Source organism: Paraburkholderia sp. D15, from assembly GCF_029910215.1.
Taxonomy (GTDB): Bacteria; Pseudomonadota; Gammaproteobacteria; order Burkholderiales; family Burkholderiaceae; genus Paraburkholderia.
The window spans coordinates 1,643,043-1,664,211 of the sequence record NZ_CP110396.1 but is presented as its reverse complement, the minus strand read 5'-3'; the positions used below and the strand labels follow the sequence as shown (position 1 = coordinate 1,664,211).

At 61.3% G+C, this 21,169-nt stretch carries 16 protein-coding genes; 10 read left to right on the top strand and 6 right to left on the bottom strand.

What is annotated here, in order from left to right; all coding sequences use genetic code 11:
• Window positions 1–682 precede the first annotated feature (682 nt).
• Window positions 683–1,417, top strand: coding sequence for a winged helix-turn-helix domain-containing protein (locus LFL96_RS27270; protein WP_281003806.1), 735 nt, complete (start codon window positions 683–685; stop codon window positions 1,415–1,417).
• A 171-nt stretch (window positions 1,418–1,588) separates the two neighbouring features.
• On the opposite strand, the gene LFL96_RS27265 is transcribed toward LFL96_RS27270, so the two are convergent.
• Both LFL96_RS27265 and LFL96_RS27260 read right to left on the bottom strand, forming a co-directional pair.
• Window positions 1,589–2,347, bottom strand: a complete 759-nt coding sequence (locus LFL96_RS27265) for an SDR family oxidoreductase (protein WP_281003805.1) — start codon at window positions 2,345–2,347, stop codon at window positions 1,589–1,591.
• A gap of 101 nt (window positions 2,348–2,448) precedes the next feature.
• On the bottom strand, window positions 2,449–3,411 hold the full coding sequence (locus LFL96_RS27260; protein WP_281003804.1) for a GlxA family transcriptional regulator: 963 nt from the start codon (window positions 3,409–3,411) through the stop codon (window positions 2,449–2,451).
• 309 nt (window positions 3,412–3,720) lie between these two features.
• On the opposite strand from LFL96_RS27260, the gene LFL96_RS27255 reads away from it, so the two are divergent.
• Together LFL96_RS27255 and LFL96_RS27250 are read left to right on the top strand one after the other, a co-directional pair.
• Window positions 3,721–4,359, top strand: a complete 639-nt coding sequence (locus LFL96_RS27255; protein ID WP_281003803.1) for an HD domain-containing protein — start codon at window positions 3,721–3,723, stop codon at window positions 4,357–4,359.
• A 230-nt stretch (window positions 4,360–4,589) separates the two neighbouring features.
• The gene (locus LFL96_RS27250) at window positions 4,590–4,883 is read left to right on the top strand and encodes a hypothetical protein (RefSeq protein ID WP_281003802.1); all 294 of its coding nucleotides are present in this window, start codon (window positions 4,590–4,592) and stop codon (window positions 4,881–4,883) included.
• A gap of 54 nt (window positions 4,884–4,937) precedes the next feature.
• Here LFL96_RS27250 and LFL96_RS27245 read toward each other — a convergent pair whose 3' ends face one another.
• Window positions 4,938–6,524 carry a Na+/H+ antiporter gene (locus LFL96_RS27245; protein WP_281003801.1) on the bottom strand — a complete coding sequence of 529 codons (1,587 nt, stop codon included), beginning with the start codon at window positions 6,522–6,524 and terminating at the stop codon, window positions 4,938–4,940.
• A gap of 343 nt (window positions 6,525–6,867) precedes the next feature.
• Entirely contained in the window at window positions 6,868–7,137 is a 270-nt protein-coding gene (locus LFL96_RS27240; protein WP_281003800.1) for a hypothetical protein, read from the bottom strand.
• Window positions 7,138–7,636: 499 nt separating this feature from the next.
• Here LFL96_RS27240 and LFL96_RS27235 point away from each other — a divergent pair, with 499 nt between their 5' ends.
• The 4 genes from LFL96_RS27235 (at window position 7,637) to LFL96_RS27220 (ending at window position 14,532) form a co-directional block, all read left to right on the top strand.
• Window positions 7,637–10,150: a type VI secretion system Vgr family protein gene (locus tag LFL96_RS27235; protein WP_281003799.1), complete on the top strand. Its 2,514-nt coding sequence runs from the start codon at window positions 7,637–7,639 to the stop codon at window positions 10,148–10,150.
• A gap of 75 nt (window positions 10,151–10,225) precedes the next feature.
• The gene (locus tag LFL96_RS27230) at window positions 10,226–13,090 is read left to right on the top strand and encodes a lytic transglycosylase domain-containing protein (protein WP_281003798.1); all 2,865 of its coding nucleotides are present in this window, start codon (window positions 10,226–10,228) and stop codon (window positions 13,088–13,090) included.
• The gene (locus LFL96_RS27225; RefSeq protein ID WP_281003797.1) at window positions 13,074–13,919 is read left to right on the top strand and encodes a tetratricopeptide repeat protein; all 846 of its coding nucleotides are present in this window, start codon (window positions 13,074–13,076) and stop codon (window positions 13,917–13,919) included. Before LFL96_RS27230 ends, LFL96_RS27225 begins: the two co-directional genes overlap by 17 nt.
• Entirely contained in the window at window positions 13,891–14,532 is a 642-nt protein-coding gene (locus LFL96_RS27220; RefSeq protein WP_281003796.1) for a lysozyme inhibitor LprI family protein, read from the top strand. The genes LFL96_RS27225 and LFL96_RS27220 overlap by 29 nt, the downstream gene beginning before the upstream one ends.
• 6 nt (window positions 14,533–14,538) lie before the next feature.
• On the opposite strand, the gene tssF is transcribed toward LFL96_RS27220, so the two are convergent.
• Window positions 14,539–16,347, bottom strand: coding sequence for a type VI secretion system baseplate subunit TssF (gene tssF / locus LFL96_RS27215; RefSeq protein ID WP_281003795.1), 1,809 nt, complete (start codon window positions 16,345–16,347; stop codon window positions 14,539–14,541).
• 260 nt (window positions 16,348–16,607) lie between these two features.
• On the bottom strand, window positions 16,608–17,333 hold the full coding sequence (locus LFL96_RS27210) for a GntR family transcriptional regulator (protein ID WP_281003794.1): 726 nt from the start codon (window positions 17,331–17,333) through the stop codon (window positions 16,608–16,610).
• A 170-nt stretch (window positions 17,334–17,503) separates the two neighbouring features.
• Between LFL96_RS27210 and LFL96_RS27205 the strand changes: the two genes are divergently transcribed.
• From LFL96_RS27205 to LFL96_RS27195, 3 genes are all read left to right on the top strand, one after another.
• Window positions 17,504–18,724, top strand: coding sequence for an aminotransferase class V-fold PLP-dependent enzyme (locus LFL96_RS27205; protein WP_281003793.1), 1,221 nt, complete (start codon window positions 17,504–17,506; stop codon window positions 18,722–18,724).
• A 351-nt stretch (window positions 18,725–19,075) separates the two neighbouring features.
• A complete protein-coding gene (locus LFL96_RS27200) occupies window positions 19,076–20,362 on the top strand; it encodes an MFS transporter (RefSeq protein WP_281003792.1) in 1,287 nt (428 codons plus the stop codon).
• A 45-nt stretch (window positions 20,363–20,407) separates the two neighbouring features.
• On the top strand, window positions 20,408–21,166 hold the full coding sequence (locus LFL96_RS27195; RefSeq protein WP_281003791.1) for a 2-keto-4-pentenoate hydratase: 759 nt from the start codon (window positions 20,408–20,410) through the stop codon (window positions 21,164–21,166).
• The last annotated feature ends 3 nt before the right edge of the window (window positions 21,167–21,169 follow it).

Sequence of the window (21,169 nt, the reverse complement as noted above, 5' to 3'; positions counted from 1 at the left end):
CCGCCCTCGGCGGCGGCCGGGCTGCCGAATGTCCTCGCGGCGTCAAAGGTGAGGATATTCGGGAGCTGATGGCGCAAAGCCATCCGTGAGCCGCGCCCATCCTTCACGCCTCACCTTACCGTCATGGCGGTGGTGCGGGCCGCAAATCGTCCTCCCTATCCCGATCGCCGGCGCCTGAATCTCCGCGCGCCGAGCCTGTATCACCGCATCCAGCGCGCAATTGGCGCGACACGTTGCCGTTTTCCCGCTTCCGCCGCTTACCTGGGTATGCAAATTACCCGCCCTCGCGCGAAAGGTGAGGGTTTGCGGGAGCCCCCCGTTCTCACCCGGTTGTGCCACGCCCAGCATGCCTTTGCGGCTTGCCATCCGACGCTTGAAGTGAGAGTTTTCGGGAGTTGTTCGCATCAGCTCTCGCGAGCAAGCCCCGCCGCTTCGTGCCAAAGGTGAGGATTTTCGGGAGTGCGTCGCGCGCGCCGACGGTGATTTGCACGGCCGATTCCATATCACGTTTCAGATTGAAAGAGTTGGGAAGAAATTGCCAACCTTGGGGGTTGTTCCCCGATTTGAGATGAGCCCCAAACAGGGAAGATGGCGACGCGGACGACAAGGTCAGCGGCTCCGTCCTATCTGCGAGCCGGACTCTCAGTCTCTGAAAAAACGATCGTCTCCTGGAATCAGTTGGATGAGCCAGCATATTCTCTTCGTCGGCGCCGATGCCGGCTTGACTGCCTTGGTGGGCGAATCCTTGCGTGGACAGGGCTGCGGAGTATCCGCGCGTCCGCCGGGGGCGGGACTCAAGCAGGTGGTCGAGATGGAGCGGCCGGCCCTGCTGGTGCTCGACATCTCCGCGCCGCACGGCGACGGTCTCGCGGTGTTGCGCGATCTGCGCATGAGCGGCAACGACGTGCCGGTGATTCTGCTGTCGGCGAGCAACAAGGCGATCGATCGCGTGATCGGCCTGGAACTCGGTGCCGACGACTTCATGAGCAAGCCCGCCGATCCCGCCGAACTGCTCGCGCGCATCCGCGTGCTGCTGCGGCGACGCGGCGCGCTCGCGCCAGGCGCGCCGGAAACGCGGCCGCCGTATCGCTTCGGCCGCTGCGAGCTGAATTTTTCCGCGCGTGAATTGCAGCGCGACAACGAGCGCTTCGCGTTGCGTAGCTCCGAGTTCGCGTTGCTGAAGATCTTCGTCAATCACGCGATGACGGTGCTCACGCGCATGCAGCTCAACGAGCAGCTACGCGGCAATAGCGTCGTGCATCAGGGGAGAAGTCTCGATGTCTCGATCTGGCGGCTGCGCCGGTTGATCGAGATCGATCCGTCGGAACCGCGGTATGTGCAGACCGTGTGGGGACGCGGCTATGTGTTCGTGCCGCACGGCGAGATCGGCGCGGCCGAGCGCGGCGTGATGGCCTGATGGTCCGAACGTCGAGCCGGATAGGCCGGATATTTGAGCGCATGATCTGGCGGCGGTAACGCCTATCACCCGCCGTAAGCTGCATTCAATGGCTAAAGGTGAGGTTTTTCGGGAGCACGGAAAAAGCGGCCACAATGCGCCGCTGACCTCACTCAGCCTTCGCCCCCTTCCTCAATCCGCTTTCGCGATCTCGCGAATGTCGGCCACCGGCGTCTGGCCAAACGCGTCGCTGAGCGCGTAATCGAGCAACTGTGTCGCGCATTGCTCGGGTGTCGCCAGTTGGCCATTGCGCTTGAGATCTTCGAAGCGCTCGCGCATCGGGAATTGTTCGACGCCGCTGCCGCGAATCTCCGCCTGCATGTTCGTATCGATCACGCCTGGCGCAAGGCTGCAAATGCGCAGCGCGCGATTCGCGTCGAGCGCGACGGCGCGCGCGTGATGATCGAGCGCGGCCTTCGTCGCGCAGTAGATGCTCCAGCCTGGGTACGCATTGCGCGCCGCGCCGCTCGAAATATGGACGATGCGCCGGTCGCTCGCGTCTTCGCCGGCTGCCGCGAGCGCGCTTGCCAGCATCAGCGGCGTGGCGACGTTCAGGCTGACCGCGGTCGCGATCGACGCCGCGTCCTGTCCTGCGATCGGACCGATCGGCTGCACCGTGCCCGCGTTATTGATCAACAGCACCGTTTGCGCACCGCTGACAAAGGTGCGCAGTGCGTCGGTCGCGATCCATTGCGCGACGCGCGCCGGGTCGTCCAGTGTCAGTTCGATTTCTTCCAGCAACGCGGGAAAGCGCGCGCCGAGCGAGGCGTGGCGCGAGCGGGACAGGCCCAGCACCGCCATGCCGCGCGCGAGCAGTTGCTCGGCGAGCGCGGCGCCCAGGCCGCGAGTGTGGCCGGTGACGATGGCGCGGATCGGAGTCGAGGTGGTCATGGCGTTCCTTGGTCGGTGGCAAAGAGAGACGGGGTGGCTATTTTCTCATGCGCAAGTTCTGCCGTTCCGCCGCGCTGCCCGTGCGCGGCAGCGTGTTTCGCTCACCCGGAGCGGAAGCGCTCGCGATATTGCATCGGCGTCACGCCGATGCGTTTCGTGAAGACGATCCGCATGCGGTCGGCGGTGCCGAAACCGCAGTCGTAGGCAATCGCCTTGAGCGCCGCGCCGCTGCTTTCCAGCAGCTTGCGCGCCGCATCCACGCGCGCGCGCTCGACGAATTCATGCGGCGTCACCTGCGTTTCCTGCACGAACACGCGCGCGAAGTTGCGTGCGCTCATTCCCGCGACGTCCGCGAGTTGTTTGACCGTGAAGCTCTCGCGAATCCTTTCCATCACGTGGGCCTGGACCCTGGCGACCGGCGACGTCTCGTCGGCCGGCGCGGTCAGGTACGGACTGAATTGCGACTGACCGCCCTGGCGCTGGGCGAACACGACGAGCCGCTTGGCGACCTGCAACGCGGTCTGCGCGCCGTGATCCTCGGCGACCAGCGCGAGCGACAGATCGATGCCTGCCGTCACCCCCGCCGATGTCACGAGCGCGCCATCGCGCAGATAGATCCGGTCGAAGTCGACGCGCGCCCGCGGAAAACGCGCCGCGAGTTGCGCGGCGTGCTGCCAGTGCGTGGTCACGTTGCGCGCATCGAGCAGCCCCGCGTGGCCGAGCGCGAACGCGCCGGTGCAGATCGAACCGTAGCGGCCGCATTGCGTGGCGACGTTCGTCAGCCAGTCGAGCAGACCTGGGTCGAGCGTATCGCTATCGGGTAGCGCTGGGCCGCCCGCGACCAAGGCCAGGTCGAACGGACGGCGTGCCGCGTCGAAGCGCGTATCGGCGACGAGCGTCATGCCGTTCGATGCACGCAGCGGCGCCGTCCGCGCGCCGACCAGCGTGACTTCGTAGCGCGCATGCGGCGCGACGAAGCGATTCGCTTCGGAGAAAACGTCGACGGGACCGGCGACGTCGAGCGCCTGGACGCCGGGAAAGATCGCGATCGCGACGGTGGGCATCGAAAGACTTCCTTTGACGAAAGACGAGGGACGGCACGCGGCCTGAAGACGTGGCGACGCAATGGCGTTCGGTGTGCGAGGCCCACGGCAGTCAACGCGGTGCGATTGGCAGGCTTCAACGGTCCACGGCGATTGTTCGTGAACGCGCGCTGGCCAATACTGGTTTCACCGGGCGCGACGCCGACGGCATCCGCAACCGCATCGCGAACCAGCATACCAAACGCGCTTTCGCCGACAAAGGCGATGTTGGCCGCGACGCCGGCAAAGCGCATCCCGTTCTTCACTCGACCGATTCAAGGAGCACCGCATATGACCACGATCGCAGGCATCACGATTCCCGACAGCATGATGGCGCGCGAAGCCACGCAACTCGTGCGCGATACCGAAACCGAACTGCTGTACCACCATTCGCGCCGGGTGTTTCTGTTCGGCTCGCTGGCCGGCGCGCGCAAGCAGTTGAAGTACGACCCGGAGCTGCTGTACATCGGCGCGATGTTTCACGACATGGGGCTCGTCGCGCCGTATAGCAGCCAGCATGACCGCTTCGAAGTGGACGGCGCGAACGCCGCGCGCGATTTTCTGCGGCGGCACGGCATCGGCGAGGACGACATCGATCAGGTGTGGAATTCGATCGCGCTGCACACCACGCCCGGCATTCCGCAGCATATGAAGCCGGTGGTGGCGCTGGTGACAGCCGGCGTCGAAATGGATGTGCTCGGCCTCGCGTACGACGAGTTCAGCGAACAGCAGCGCCACGAGGTCACGCATGCGCATCCGCGCGGCGCGCATTTCAAGGAAGGCATTATCGACGCGTTCGCGTGCGGCACGATCCACAAGCCGGAGACGACCTTCGGCAACGTCAAGGCCGACGTGCTGGCGCTGAAGGACCCGCATTACCATCGCGAGAATTTCTGCACGATGATTCTCGGTTCGTCGTGGAAGGACTAACGCGGGGGGCGGCCCGATTATTTTCGGGTAGACGTGTCATTTCCAGTCAGCGCCGGCGACTAAATCCACGAAACAACCGGACGATCGTGCAGGGCGGCCAGCCCCGGGGGTTTCGTGGCCGGATGCTGCGCAGGCGGTGGATCGACCGCTGCCCGCCGCATCCGGGCGTTTGAACGTCGCTGCGTGACCCGCTATCGAAGCGCGGGCACCGGCATGAAACTGGAGATGACATGAAATCGATTCGAGCCGCCGTGATGTGCTGTCTGTTGCCCATCGCGCTCACCGTCGGGGCCGCGCACGCACAGGGAATCGGGCATGCCGGCATGTATCTGATGCCACCGAACTACAGCATGATGATCGACAGGCTGACGCCTGAGCAGCGCACGCAGGCCATCACGCTGCAACAGAAAATGATGCAGATGGACATGGAGTATCAGGACGCGATGGCGCAGATGGAGATGAAGCATACGCACGAGATGATGCTGGTGCAAAACCAGTTTCTCGATCTCTTCAAAGGCCATTGAAGATCGAGGCAGTGCGTCGGAGTGCGCGCGTGGCGGAGGTCACGCGCGCGTTGATTAGCCCTTGCCATGCATCGCGGCGATCTCCTGCAGATCCAGATCGTGTTCGAGAACCGTGAGGAGTTCGTCGTGAATCAAGCCGCTGCGGTGCAGCCGTAGCAACTCGACGCGCGCGGCGGCCACGGCGGCCAGCACGACGTCGTAGTGGGCGGCGCGGACATCGGCGGGATAGGCGGCTTCGGTTTGATACGCGCCGGTCATGTTGGCGCGATAGGTGTACTGCTCGAGCAGGCGCGGATGAATCACGCTGCCGTCCGGCCCGTGCGCGAGCGGCACGACGGCGGCGAGTTGCGCCGCTTCGAGACGCGCCCATGCCTGCGGCTCGGTCAGATGCCGTGCGTTGCGCTCGGCGGCGTGATCGGGATTGACCCAGCGGATCAATGCGCCGATCGTCGTGCCTTGACCCAGCACCGTCACCAGAATGACCGCGAAAGACGCGACCAGAATCAGATCGCGGCCGGGCATCGCTTCCGGCAGCGACAGCGCGATGGCCAGCGTGACCACGCCGCGCATGCCGGCCCAACCGGTGACGGTGGCCGAACGCCAGTCGGGCGTGCTGTCTGCGCGTCGTGTCAATTTGCCCAGCAACGCTTTCAGCCACTCCACCGCGAAGACCCAGACGAAGCGCGACAGCACGACCGCCGCGAGCACCGCGCCGACGGCGGGCGCGAGCGCGACCAGCGTGTCGCCGACGCCGCCCAGGCGCGCGATCACGCCACGCAGCGACAGCCCGATCAGGATGAACACGAGCGCTTCCATCAGAAAGATCACGACCTGCCAGAACGCGGTGCCGCGCATCCGGACCGACGCCGAAAAGATCTCGTGCTGATGCCAGCCGAGCATCATTCCGCAACTCACGGTGGCGATGACGCCGGACACGCCCAGCATGTCGCCGGCGATGTAGCTGATCCACGCGGAGAGCGTTGCGGCGGTGATGATCAGGTAGCCGTCGTCGAGATAGCGCAGCAGCTTGACCAGCACGAAGCCGATCGCCACGCCGATGGCGACGCCGCCCAACCCCAGCACGACAAACTGTCCGGCTGCGTGCGGCAGGCTGAACGCGCCGGTCAGCGCGGCGATCACGGCGAAGCGGAACAGCACGATGCCGGCGGCGTCGTTGAGCAGGCTTTCGCCTTCGAGCAGCACCATCAGGCGGCGCGGCAGCGCGACGCGTTCGAGCACCGCCTTCGCGGCGACCGCGTCGGGCGGCGAGACGACCGCACCGAGCGCGAAGCAGGCGCCCCATGGCAATCCAGGCGCGACCCAGTGAACGACGACGCCGACCGCGAGCGTCGTGAACGCGACGGCGCCGATCGCGAGCAGCAGGATGCCGCCGAGATTGCGCTTGAATTCGTCCCAGACGGAGAAGTACGCGCCGTCCATGAGCAGCGGCGGCAGGAAGACGATCAGCACCAGTTCGGGATCGAGATTGAAGGCGGGCAGGCCGGGCACGAAGGCCATCGCGGCGCCGCCGACCAGCAGCGCGGCGGCGGGCGGCAGACGCAGACGCCGCGCCAGCAGTTCGAGACCGATGATCGCGACGAGCGACAACAGGACGAGTTTGAAGCCCATGACGGGAGACATGCGCGGCCTCGGCGAATGGCGGGGGAGTTACTTTTTATCACAGGGACGGGCGCGTGCCTGTGGCTGAACCGAAGGAGGATTGAGCCGTCGCTTCAATGAGTTGGGTGCGATGTGCTCAGGTTGTCCACAGGCTTCTGAACAAAAAACGGGGATAACCTTTGGGGCGGGTGACGGCACGGCAATTTGACGGCCGGTTTTGCAGGAAGGAGCGCTTCGTTTGATCTCCTGAAGGCGGGATGGGCGGCGTCGCGAAACTTGTCCACCTAAATTGTTCGCAAGCCTGTGGACAACCTTCGGACATCGAAGGCAAGCGGTTGATGCGGAAGGGGAATCGGCTTGCGGCTCATGGTTGAGCAGGGGGCTGTCCTTTGCGACCTGGCGTGGGCGGTGACATGTCCAGACCTTTGGGGGCGAGGTCGGGGTGGCGTTGCCACAGAGGTCTGAGCACGAGCGCGAATAAGTGTCCGGCTGCGTTCGCCGCTTCGGGTCGGAAGAGCTCGATTTCGTGGTTCGGGCAAAGCTCTTCAACCAGCTTTAATGCGTCGATGATGGCGCAGTTGGCTTCGATCAATTTGTTAGAGACTTCCGTGGCAACGCGCTTGTCTTCGATCATGAGATGTCCCTTAGCAACCGTTGTCTGCCGAGTTCGTGCGGCACGCTGCAAAGCTAAAGGAAACGCGGCGTCCAACAACTGCGAAATTTCCGCAGACAGCACCAGTCACCTCATCAAAACATGTCCGAAAAATGCCGATCCCGATCCATCCGGCAAAGCAATCCCGCCTACCATCCTCAAACAAAATTAAGAAAATACAAAGCCAGGCTTAAACATTCCTACATTTTTTTATTTTAGATAAATAACACCAATCCTCTTTACAACTTCGCCACAAATTTAATGCTATTCGATATCGCGGCAAAAATTCGATGAGTCTAATATCCGCGCTCGGGCTCGCAATCATCTCCGGCGGGCCGCGAAACGCGGGAAGGCCATCAAACGCACAAGCAGCAAGCATCAGCACCGAGGCTTCTCCTGAACGAAACGAGACGAGACGAACCGGCCGACCGATCGACACGCGGTCACTGCTGGTTTTCTTTAAAGGAATTGGAGTGGCAGCATGTCCCAGAAAACAATAGAAAAAGCGCTGCGCGCAGGCCATATTCAATTCCATCGTCTGATCAAACTGGATACGCCATTAGGCGACGATTGGCTCTTGCCGCTTTACGTAAAAGGCACCGCGCGACTCGGCCGCAATTACGACGTGCTGGTGGACGCGGTGTCGCCGTATGGCGCACGGATTCAACTGGCGTCGCTGCTCAAGCAACCGGTGACGCTGTGGATTCAGCAGAACGACGAAACGTATCTGCCGATGCATGGCTACGTGCAAGCGTTCCGGCGTTTCGGCAGCGACGGCGCGCTGACGTATTACCAATTGCGCTTTTCGTCGTGGCTGAGTTTTCTCAAGCTCGGCAGCGATCGTCGCGACTGGCTCGAAGTGCGCGGAGAACAGATCCTCTCGGACGTATTCAGCAAATACGCGCAGGCTCGCGGCCAGTATCGCTTCGAATTGCGCGCGCCCTTACGTGCGTACTCGCAACGTATGCAATGGGAGTCGGACTGGCACTTCGTGCAACGGAGTTTCGAAGAACTCGGTTTGTTCACCCGCTTCGAGTTTGCCGCCGACGGCAAGTCGCATCAGGTCGTGATCGCGGACGATCTATTTGCAGCGCCACCGCTGCCGCAAAAGATCGTCCACTTCAGCCACTCAGGCAGCGACGAAGAGTTCGATGGCCTGACGCATCTCAGCGAGCACCAGACAGTGCAGAGCGCGGCGCTGGAGACGGGCACATTCGACTACATGCGTCCCGATCTCGCCAAACAGATCGGCGCATCCGCCATCAATCCGGAGCAATTGCCCGCGCAAGGCGAGATCTACGACTACACCGGCGCCTACACCTGGCCGGACCGCGACATGGGCGAACAGCAGGCGCGGATCAGGGTGGAAGAGTGGGCGTCGAGCGCGAAGCGTCTGCACGGCGTCGGCGGCTTGCGCTGCGCGCTGCCCGGCTACTGGTTCACGCTCGACGGACATCCCGCCTACGACACGTTGCCCGATGTCGAGCGTGAATTCGCCATTATCGGGACCGAGTGGCTGATTCAAAACAACATTCCTGGCGTCGACGCGCTCAAGCGTTTCCCGGCGGGCTTACGCGGCAGCATCGAACAGGCGCGAACAAATGGCGATGGTTCGAGCGTCCGGCACGTCGACGGAAGCGTCGGTTTTTTTCGGGTGGAAATCGAGGCACAGGCGCGTCGTGTGCCGTTCCGCAGTCCATTCGAACATGGCAAGCCGGTGATGCAACTGCAGAGCGGCATCGTCGCGGGGCCGAAGAACGAGGAGGTCCATACGGACGAGATGAATCGCCACAAGGTTCGTCTGACGTCGAACCGTCGTAACGCGGGCGATGGCAACGCATCCGCGTGGATTCGCGCCGCGGCGCCGGATGCCGGGGCAAAACGCGGTGGCATCTTCACGCTGCGCACGGGCGATGAAGTGCTGATCGGTTTCGTCAACGGCGATTGCGACCGGCCGGTCATTGTGTCGAGGCTCCATGGCGGTGCGACGCGACCGGTTTGGAACGCGCACGGATTGCTGTCCGGGTTCCGCTCGAAGGAATACGGCGGTGCCGGTTTCAATCAGTTGGTCATGGACGACTCGACCGGGCAAAACCGCCTGCAGCTTCATTCGACGAGCTACAGCTCGCAACTGCATCTGGGCTACCTGATCAGTCAGACGGACAACACACGCGGCGCGTTCGTAGGCAGCGGTTTCGACCTCAAATCGGATGCGTATGGCGCCGTGCGAGCGACGCAGGGCATGTATCTCTCCACGCAGCCTGCCGCGGCGCAACCGCTGAACGTGTCGGCGGCGACGGAACAACTCGCGGCGGCGGAAGCGGTCCTCGACACGGTGTCGGAGGCGAGCGCACGCGGTCGCGCCGCGAGTCTTGCTGACGGACACGACGCCCTTAAACACTTCACCGATGCAACCCGAAGCAGCCTGAGCGGTTCGACGACACATCGCGGCCGCACCGCAGGCGGTGGCACGGGCCACGCAAACGGCTTTGCCAAGCCGCTCATGTTGATGTCGAGTCCCGCCGGCATCGCCATGTCGACGCAGCAGTCGGCGCATGTCGCGGCCGATGGTCAGATCAACGTCGTCAGCGGCAAACACATCAATCTTGGCGCCGGGAAGTCGCTGCTCGCGAGCGTGCTGGACGGCATCAGTCTGTTCGCACGGAACCTCGGCGTGAAGATCTTTGCGGCAAAAGGACCGGTGATCGTTCAGGCGCAGAGCGACGCGATGACGTTGATCGCGCAGCAGGACGTGACGATCGAAAGCGTCGGCGGCAGATTGGTGCTGACCGCGAAGAACGAGGTCTGGATTGGCGCGGGCGGGTCTTACATCCGGATCGGGCCGGATCTGATCGAGAACGGCACGCGTGGCGAGATTCGCGAGCGATGCGCGTCGTGGGGCAAGTCGGAAAGCGCAACGATGACGTTGAAGGATCCGTTGGAGGCGACGTCGATCGAGATAAACGGAGGGAGAGGCAATGGCTTCTCGGGGTGACGTCGTAGGGAGGATAGGTTGCGCGGATCGTTCGTCGCGTTGAAGACAAACACGGAGCCGATGGAGTCAATCTCGATGAGCACGATGAATCATCCTGCCAGTTCTTTTCCCGTCCTTCAGCCGCAGACTTCGGATGCGAGCCCGGCATCGGTTCATCCAGCCTACGTGCCGTTGAACTGGAGTTTTCCGTTCGCGCCGCTTGGTCAGGCCGATGCCAGCGATCCGATGACCTATATGAAGGCGCTCGGTTGCGCGGAAGACGGTTTTTATCCGCTGGGCGCGAATGGGAACTGGCACGGCGGGATTCACTTCGATGAGAAGACCGCCGCCGTTTTGCAGCAGGGAGACGGCGTACGCGCAATCGCGGACGGTGAAGTGGTCGCGTATCGACTCGATGAAAAGTATCCGGAGCTGGCCTACAAGGATGGAAAGCTTGCGCACTACTCCACCAGTTTCGTGTTGATCCGGCACAGGTTGCGCTTGCCGCCGGATCCGGGACAGCGTCAGGTCGAAGCGAAGCCCGGTGAGACGTTGATCTTCTTCAGTCTGTACATGCATTTGCTCGACCTGAAGGGCTATCGGGATGCGATGCGCACGGCAGCATCGAAGACTCCGACGCGCGAGATGCGCTATTGGTTAGGGAATCGCTCGTTTCGCGTCGGCGATGGTGCGAAGGATCAGCAGAGCAAATCGCGGCAGAAGCCGCATCACGTTCAAGCGAACCCGGCGCAGGCTTGCGATTTTGGCGATCTGGTCGAACCGGTTGCCGTGTCGAGTTGCGCAGGCGCTCCCCGGGCTGTGTTGGCGACGCCATCGGTCGAGCCTGTCGCTTTGTTCGGGATCAAGGTCCACGGTTCGAAGAAAGGACGGCCCATCGGCCTTCTGCCGCGAGGATGCGAACTGAAGGTCGTCGGTGAGGCGCGCAGCGGGTGGGCGCAAATTGCATCGCTGAAGAAGGGCCAACCGGTGGGATTGATGGCCGGCAGCACGGCGTCCATCAATGTCGCGTCCGGATGGGTCGAACTGGATCATCTCGAGTTCGTGATGGAGCCCGAGTCGCTTGGCGAAGTGGTCGTGCTGAAAGAACCGGTGGCGGTGAAGGCGGGCGAGGTCGTCGGCCATGTCGGGCACTACATGCGCTACAACGATGCCAGCGCGTTGCCGCCTCAACGCTCGCGCACTCAGTTGCATGTCGAGGTGTTTGCAGGCGCGGATCTTCCGGACTTCGTCGACAGGAGCCGCGAGCGCGCGAGAAATCTGCCGGATACGAAGACGTTGTTCGAGATTTCGCCGGGGGCGGTGCTCGTATCCGGGATTCCGGCGCCTGATCGGACGTTGATGCAAACCGGTCTGAAACTCGTGCCGCTGACGAGGGCGAAGGGCACACGCTGGCTGAAGGTCCAACCGAAAACGCTGACGATGCCGCCGGCGCAGCCGCATGCTCACCATCACCGCACGAAGCCAAAACCGATCGAGGAAAACCTTGGGCCGCCGTTGTGGGTGGAGCGAGGGCTCGTCGATCAGATCACGACGGCGCCTGTATCGGGTTGGAGCGAATTTCCGCTGACGCTCGCGAACGCGAGTGGACCCGCAGCCGATTTCCGCGACGTGTGTCGGCGCGTCGATCTCGATGAGTTGGGTGAACAGAAGATCGCCAGAGAGGATGGCGACACCGGGGCGTACTGGTGGAACGTCGGCGTCGGTGCGAAGGACGGGCGCGAGCGTCAGGGATGGGTGCGGGAGAAAGATCACCCGAACATGCGTTGGTGCAGCGCGTGGGACTGGCCCGGCTTCGAGTTCGCGGACGGCGACAAACTCACGCCGGTCCATATGTTCACGCGCTTTCTGTTCGTGGCAGGGCTGCTGCTTGTCGGCGAAAACAAGTCCGAATTCGAGCCGGCGGCGTCGCTGGTGAATAGCAGTGAATTGATCACGAAGCTGGAACAGGCGATCGACACGAACCGCGACGGCACCGTCACCGCGCAGGAGTTGCGGCACGCACAGCAGACGACGTGGATGGCGCAGGCGCTCTCCCATCTGGTGGTTCGCTGCGAGAGCGAATGGGGCGGCGATATGAGCAAATGGAAAGCGATGATGCCGCTGATGAAAAAGCTCGACTGGATGTGGGAACGTGAGTTGGAGCGGATCGAGAGGCTGCAGTGGTGGAAATCGGAGGTGGAGAAGATCGAGGGATTTCCGCAGGGGTTGAATCCCTGGCATTTTCATCCGGTGGGGGTGGTGGGGAATTTTATTGGGAAGCGGCGTAAGCGACACGACGACAACCTTGGCGCACTTTCCAGCCATTTCGAGACGGGCGGCCGCGGCCCAGGGACGATATCTGGCGGACTCGGCGATCCTGGTGGCGTGTCCTACGGATCGTATCAATTCACCAGTCAGACTCGCCAATCGGATGGCGGTGTCGTTGTCGGCGGAACGGTGAGAGCGTTTGTCACATCACCACACTTTCCCTGGGCAGGTGAATTTGTCGGTCTGATTCCGGGATCGACAGAGTTCTCCAGAAAATGGAGAAAGGTCGTGGATGAAAACCTGAATGATTTTCATAAGATAGAACACGAATACACGAGGAGAACGCACTATGACGCGCAAATTCAATTTGTTTTGTCGCAAAACGGAATCGACCTTCGATATCACTCGCATACGTTGAACGACGTGGTCTGGTCGACATGTGTGCAGCACGGTCCAACAACTGACGCGATAGTGATTGCAATGAAGCGGTTAGGTGACGCTCCCAGCGAAACAAAGGATTACGACAGAAAACTGATCGATGCGATTTACGATGAGCGAGGTAAGAAAAATAATGCGGGAAAACTTATTCGATTTATCCACGCGTCCCAAGACCAGCAAGATGGCGTGTCACGACGATACGTTGCCGAACGGCCTAAAGCGTTGCTGCAACTGGAGGATGAAATGGGTTATTAGAGTTGCATTCTTATGGATTCTCTTTTTTTGTTGGGTATCGGCGTTCGCCGCGGACAGCAGAATCAGCCTGTTCAGTCGCGGAACCGCGGACGCAGCGCTCCTGATCAATGAAGGAAAAAAGACGCTTCTGATAGCGGGCGGCGCACCTCCTGGAGGTGGGGCTACATCCGCCGATTGTTTCGTCAAGGTGGATGTTTTATCGAAAAAAGGCGATAGCTACTACGAGGGGAAGTTGAGCGCTGTTCATAACTCTATTGCCAATTTGGATGAGCGCTATGTTGCGGGACGGCACGCGGGGGTCTACATGTTTCATCAAAGTATCAGGGTGGGAGGCGTACAAATCGGTGGCTTATGTGCAGATGACATAGATTTTTCCGGGCGCTACCTGGAATTAGGCAAAGAGGATAGACGCTACCGGGAGGTATTTCTGTACTACGCCGGCATGATGCACGAGAATGCAATTTATCTCATTGGGATCAATGATTTTGAATCCGCCGTGAGAGATTTAAGGCCATTTGCCGATAACTATTCTTCCGATTGGCTTGATTCGAAAGAGGGGCGAGAAGTACTGGTTCCGTTGATCGGCGATTATGGTTTCGCCGCCCAGAGTCTTGGCGACGATACGCGCGCTGTTTCGGTTTTTGAAAAAATAGTGAAAATTGATCCGAAGCGTGTCGTGACCTGGCTGAATCTGGCCGATTCTTATTGGAATCTTGGCGTACTGGCCAAGGCGAAAGACGCTTATGGCAGATATATCTCGATGATGAATGCACGAGGACTGATGTCTCAGATACCACCGCGTGCATATTCTCGAACGGCTGGCGATTAGTAACCTGGAAATATTTATGATGATGTTCCGGTATCCGATTGGAAGATGTTTGCTTATTACTTTTTTGCTCTTCATTGATTCGGTTCAGGCGTTGGAGTTGTGTAATTATCAAACTAATAGAGAGCTTGAGGCATGCGCGTACACCAATTTTAAAACTGCCGACAAAGACCTGAATCGTCAATACGCAGACGCGATAAGAAGCGTTTCCCAGGTAGACAAAGAGGCTTTGCTAACTGCCCAAAGACGCTGGATCGTCTACAAGGAAAACTATTGCCCGGAAACCTTCGACGCGATCCGTGATGGAGAGGAGGCCGGTATCGAAAAATGGAGCTGTTTGCAGTCAGTGACGGAGATGCGAACTCGGGAGCTTCGCTACCTGAGTCAGTTGGGCGGCATGGTCGAGTTCCGGAAGGCGCTGTTCGTCATGGCCAGCCTCTACGAGAATGATGACTCGGAGAAAGTGCTCTCCAAATTGGTTGCACACGTCCCCCAAAGCACCCATCCAGACTGGATCAAGTACGTCGAAGCAAACTGCAAATTGACCGCGTCAACGCTCCATGAAGAACATGACTACTGCGTCGCGAGGCTGAACTTCTACAAGAACTGGTGGTGAACAGCGTCAAACCCTAAACCCACGCCCCTGCCGCGGCGGACACTTGCGAATCTGCCGCCCGTTCTCCTTCGACAGCACGACAAGCTGGGTAAAGCTATTCGCCGACGCGTACCGCGCGAAGTATCGATCCATCACGTGAATAAACGTCGCCACGCTTTGCCCGGCAAACGCCTGCTCCTCGATCGACAACGTAATCTCAATTCCGGCCATGAAAGCAGGGCTGGGTTTGCCAGGAACCATCATGCGCCGAGCCTGGTAGCGGACAAAGGAAACGCTGTCGACGTGTTTCAACGGCACAGCCTCGTGCGGCTGGCATTGCCGCAAGAGCAGCTTGAATTCGCGCAGTCCATTGTCACAAAGCTGCGCGGCATTGGGCGTGCTCAACGCAATCACACGCCACAACGCGTCGCTCGTCGCGCGTGGCCGGAAAGATGAAGTCGGCGCTCGCAACAACCTGACGCGGTTACCCAACGTGCTTTGCTCCTCACACAAGTCGCCGCTCGACGACTTGCGCAAAAGCGCAATCGCATGATCGCGATTCGAAAAAATCACATCGACCGACAGCGTCTGCGGTAGATCTTCCGATTCCAGCCTGGCGCCATTCCGGCCAATGAGCACGAGCGACGTTTCCATGCCAGGCCGATGCCGCTCGACATACAAATCGCGCATCAACCGCCAGTAACAGTCCGGCGCGCCGGGCTGAATCTGCCCGTGCATCAGAGAAGCAAATGGATCGACAGGTCTCGCATTTCGCGCATCGCGTGTCGCATCGATCGAATAAACCTGAAACGCAGCCGGCTGCTCGGGTTTCGCGACGACAGGATATTCGGCCGACCCATCGGCGCGCCGAACGTGGAGGTCCCGCTGCCGGAACAGATTGACGACCGGTGTACAGAACAACTCGACGTTCCCGACACCGATTCCCTTCAACGCACATGCAGCGCGCGAATCCGGGTGAAGTCCGGACAAAGCCAGATGCAGCGTGACGCAATCCGAACCCGGCGGTAGTGGCTCGCCAAAATCGACATCGACGAAATCGAATTTCTCTGGAAACGCGGCGTACTCCAGCAGTGACTGAATGAATGACGAGTTGGCGCTCGCAGGCAACAGCGCGTCGTTATCCTCGAAGCCGACCGCGGAAACCGGAACACGCGGTAAGGGTGTCCATCGCCCATCGTCGTTGATTTCGATGAATGCTTGCGTGGCGTTCAATTGCACGACGTCGAGGAGCGTTCGCGCAGTTTTCGTATCACCCGCGAGATGAAGTCGAACCCGGCCGGGCCAGACCGCGTCGAGTGGTGCATTCATGGTAGAAGAGCCGAATGCGATCGACAGAATGTTCGTCGTACCCGCCGGCAACCCGGCGCTAATCGCGGCCGCCGCTACGGGCAAGAAAACAACTCGTGAGATTTCGATCGCGGCGATCGTCACGTCATGGCTGGTACTGAATATGACTTCGCCACCTTCAGCCGCAAGTTCCGTTGCACGCGCAACCGTAACCGGTTGCAGTGGCGGTTCGCCGATCGCTTCAAAGCGGGCGATCGAACACGATGGAAACGATCGAAGGTAATGCGGGTGCAAAGTTTCGATCAATGCCTCGGTAAATTGTGGCGAACTGTCATCGAGTTTCAATCGAATGCCGGCGGCCATCAAGGCGAAGATCTGGCTCAGACGTTCTACATGCGGATCTGCAAAATGGCAACCCGATAGGCTCAAACGTTCGGCGACTCGTGGATAGTCCTGCGCGAATTTCGCGAGCATCTCGTCCAGCCGCGCGAGTTCCTGCTCGTAGTAAGGCCGCAGCGCCTCGATCATGCGCGGAACGATGCAAGTTCATTCAACTGGTCGCTAGCCAACTTTTCTCGCCTCGCTATCAAATGCCGCGCGCGCGTTTTCATTCAACAACCGTCGACGTTGTCTCAGAAAAACACGGAAACGCGAGCAGGTAGATTTAACCCTTCGAACTTTTAATCGTACAACGAAGGGTATGGCGAGTGAAACGTCGTGTAACGATGTGAGGCGGGGAGAGTGAGGTGATGCGAAGCGTCGGCGCCGGAATCGGCGCCGACAAAAAACTAAGCCTTGAACGTGGATGCCGCGACATCCTCGCGCGACTGCACCTGCAACACCGCATCGCGTTTATCCAGCAGATGCTGCCGGAGAATCGCGCTGAGTTTCTTCCCATCGCGCGCCTCGAGCGCTTTCAGCATCTCGTCGTGGTCGTGAATCGCGCTATCCCACTTCGGGATCTGGAAATTCGAGCGGAACCGCAGCGCCTGCAAGCGCCGATTGACCGAGATATACGTCTGCCGCAACGCCGAGTTGCGGGCGGCCTCGTTGATCTTGTCGTGAATCGCCTGGTTGCGGCTGTAGTACCCGGCCAGATCGTTCTGCGTGCGGCACGCGAGCATCGCGTAGTGCAAGGCCTTGATCTCGGCCAGTTCGGCGGCGGTCATCCGTTCCGCGGCCAGCTCGCCGGAAAATGCTTCGAGGCCGCTCATCAACTCGAAGGTCTCGCGCAATTCGGCTTCCGACATCTTCGACACGGACGCGCCGCGATTCGGCCAGATCTCGATCAAGCCCTCCGCCGCCAGCACCTTCAGCGCCTCGCGCAACGGCGTGCGCGAAATTCCAAGCGTTTCGCACAGCTCCCGCTCGTTCAGCTTCTTGCCCGGCTCCAGCACCCCCTCGACGATAAAGCGGCGGATGTGCTCCACCACCGTGTCGTGAAGCCGCTGCCGCTCGACCTTCGGCATCAGCGGGGACGCCGTCGCGCTTGCGTCGAAATCCGAATTTTGCATACAAAAACCCTCAATCATGTCAGGTCGGATTTTATCGGAAGTGCACGGATTAGTTAACCACGCCGTGCGGCAGCGGGTAAACACGGGTGTCGGAACGTCAATTTTGCCTTGGGTCGGCCTGCATCGTCTGATATAGTTTTTTGCATGCAAAATTCAAACGGAGGAGCCCAATGCTCAAGTTAGACTTTCATCCCGCTGGCCGTCACTTCCTGCAGATCCCGGGTCCGAGCCCGGTGCCCGACCGCATCCTCCGGGCGATGAGCTATCCGACCATCGATCATCGCGGCCCGGAATTCGGCGAACTCGGCCTGCAAGTGCTCGACGGCATCAAGAAGATCTTCAAGACCCAGCAGCCGGTAGTGATCTACCCGGCGTCGGGCACGGGTGCGTGGGAAGCGGCGTTGTCCAACACGCTGAGCCCCGGCGACCACGTGCTGATGTTCGAGACCGGCCACTTCGCGACGCTGTGGAAAAAGATGGCGGAAAGCCTCGGCCTGAAGCCGGAGTTTCTCGGACTGCCGGGTATCGAAGGCTGGCGTCGTGGGGTTCAGCCGCAGATGATCGAAGAGCGTCTGCGCGCCGATACGCAGCACACGATCAAGGCCGTGTGCGTGGTGCACAACGAGACCTCCACGGGCGTGACGTCGGACATCGCCGCCGTGCGCCGCGCGATCGACGCAGCGGGTCACCCGGCGTTGCTGCTGGTCGACACGATCTCCGGCCTCGCGTGTGCCGACTACCGTCATGACGAATGGGGCGTGGACGTCACCGTCTCCGGCTCGCAGAAGGGTTTGATGCTGCCGCCGGGTATCAGCTTCAACGCGCTGTCGCCGAAAGCGCTTGCCGCCAGCAAGACGGCCAAACTCCCGCGCAGCTTCTGGGACTGGACCGAAATCGTCGAGATGAACAAGACCGGCTACTGGCCGTACACGCCGAACACGAATCTGCTTTACGGTCTGTCCGAAGCGCTGGAGATGATTCTCGGCGAGGGGCTCGACAACGTGTTCGCCCGCCATGAACGACTCGCCGAAGCGACCCGCCGCGCGGTGCGTGCGTGGGGTCTGGAGATTCAGTGCGCCGATCCCTCGGTGTACAGCCCGGTGCTGACCGGCGTGATGATGCCGGAGGGTATCGATGCCGACGCGGTCCGCAAGCTGATCTACGAACGCTTCGACATGTCGCTCGGGACGGGCCTCGGCAAGATGAAAGGCCGCATGTTCCGCATCGGCCATCTGGGCGATTGCAACGACCTGATGCTGCTCGCGACGCTGGCCGGTTGCGAAATGGGTCTGCGGCTTGCGGGTGTGCCGCTGAAGGATAGCGGCCTGCCCGCCGCGATGGAATGGCTGAGTCAGCCGACGAAGGCGTCCGGGCTGAAAGCGGCGGCTTGAGGCTGAACCTGAGGCTGAACCTCGAAGCCTGAACCTCGAAGCCTGAACCTCGAAGTCTGGACCTCAAGGCCCGAAAGGCGCGGCTACGCATCGGTATCCGGCGAGCCGCGCCATGAAAGACACGCAGTGACCGGCAATCCGCCGCATGAAACAGGCAACTGAAAACAGGCAACTGAACACCAGACAGACTCGCAGCCGGGGAAGGCGTCCAGCACTTCCCTCACCAAGCCGCGCCGAAGACGCGGCCCCGAACAACATGCAATGACCCCGCGCGGCCAACGCCGCCGCGACGGGCAACGACGCGGCTCGCCATCTCAAGCGCGCCGTCGACACATGCAATGGAGAGAGACGATGAAGCGGTTTCGTGTGACCAGTGCGACCAGTATCGTTCTAGTGATGCTCTGCATCATGTACTTCATCACCTACCTCGACCGCGTGAACGTCAGCACGGCGGCGGCGGGTTTCGGCAAGGAATTCAATCTTTCGCATACGGAAGTCGGCCTCGTGTTCTCGGCCTTCGCCTACCCGTATCTGATCTTTCAGATCATCGGCGGATGGGTCAGCGATCGTTTCGGCGCGAAGCGCACGCTGCTGTTTTGCGGCGCCGTGTGGGGCATCGCGACCTTGCTGACCGGTTTCGCCGGCGGCTTGATCTCGCTGCTGGCCGCTCGCGTGCTGCTCGGTTTCGGTGAAGGCGCGACTTTCCCCGCCGCGACCTCCGCGATGGCGCGCTGGGTCGCGAAAGAGAAACGCGGTTTCGCGCAGGGCATTACGCACGCGGCGTCGCGGATCGGCAATGCGGTCGCGCCCGGCCTGATCGTGCTGGTCATGGCGACGTGGGGCTGGCGCGAATCGTTCTACATCTGCGGCGTGTTCAGCCTGTTGTGGGTCGGCGTGTGGGCGATCACGTTCACCGAGCATCCGAAGGATCATCCGCGTATCACGACCGAGGAACTCGACGTGCTGCCCGCGCCGAAACCGAAAGCGGCCGGCGTGCCGTGGGGCAAACTGTTCCGTCGCATGTGGCCGGTCACGATCGTGTACTTCTGCTACGGCTGGACCTTGTGGCTGTTCCTCAGCTGGATTCCGCAGTACTTCCTGCATAGCTATCACCTGCAATTGCAGAAGTCGGCGATCTTCGCGTCCGTGGTGTTCTTCGCCGGCGTGCTCGGCGATACGCTCGGCGGCATCGTGACCGACTGGATCTTCACCCGCACCGGCAGCCTCAAACGCGCTCGCAGCTGGATGGTGTCGGTGTGCATGTTCTTCTGTCTGCTCTCGCTGATCCCGCTGATGTTCACGCACGACCTGTATCTGTCGATGGCGTGTCTTGCGTCCGGCTTCTTCTTCGCCGAAATGACGATTGGTCCGATGTGGGCCATCCCGATGGACATCGCCCCGGAATTTTCCGGCACCGCGAGCGGCATGATGAACACCGGCTCGGCGTTGGCCGCGATCATCTCGCCGGTGGTGGGCGGCTTCCTGATCGATTACTTCGGTAGCTGGGAGTTGCCATTCGTCGGCAGCATGCTGTTGATGGCGATTGGCGTGGTGCTCGCGTTCCGCATGCAGCCCGAGAGCAAGTTCGCGCTCAACCCGGCGGACAAGGGCGCGGTTCCGACCCGCCTCGGCGCATAGACGTCGACATCACGCGCCGTTTTCTCTCCACGCTTTCACGACGATATGACGACTTCACTCAGCCAGCGTCTCGCCGACGCACGCCGCGACCACATCACGCTCGACGCGCTGCCGTCCGACCTGCCCGCCGACGCCGAAGCGGCCTACGCGATCCAGCACGCCCTGCTGGACGCGAGCGGCCACCGCATCGGCGGCTGGAAGATCGGCGCGAAATCGCACGATGGTCCGATCCAGGGCGCGCCGTTGCCCGTTGCCGATCTGCACGCCGACGGCGCGCGTCTGCCGCGCGCACAGTTTGCGCCGCTGGGACTCGAACTGGAAATCGCGTTTCGCTTCGCGCGTCGTTTCGAGGCGTCCGCCGCGCCGTATAGCGAAGCGGACGTGCGGGCGGGTATCGGCTCGATCGGCGCGGCCATCGAGATCGTCGCGAGCCGGTACACCGCATGGCCCGGCGTCGACAAGCTCGCGCAACTCGCGGATCTGCAGAACCACGGCGCGTTGATCGTCGGCGAGTTCAGCGCGTATCGCGACGACTTTCCTTTCGTCGCGCCCACGCTGCGTTTCAGCTTCGATGGTCACGACATCGTGCAGACCGAAGCGGCTAACGCGCCCGCCAACCCGGCCGGCGATCCGCGCCGTCTGCTGACCTGGCTCGTGAATCACGCGACTTCGCGTGGCATCGCCGTTACGCCGGAGATGGTCATCACCACCGGCTCTTACACGGGCATGTACTTCCCGCGGCAAGCGGGCAGCGCGAGCGGCCGCATCGAAGGCCTCGCGCCGGTCGGCCTCACGCTGTACTAACCC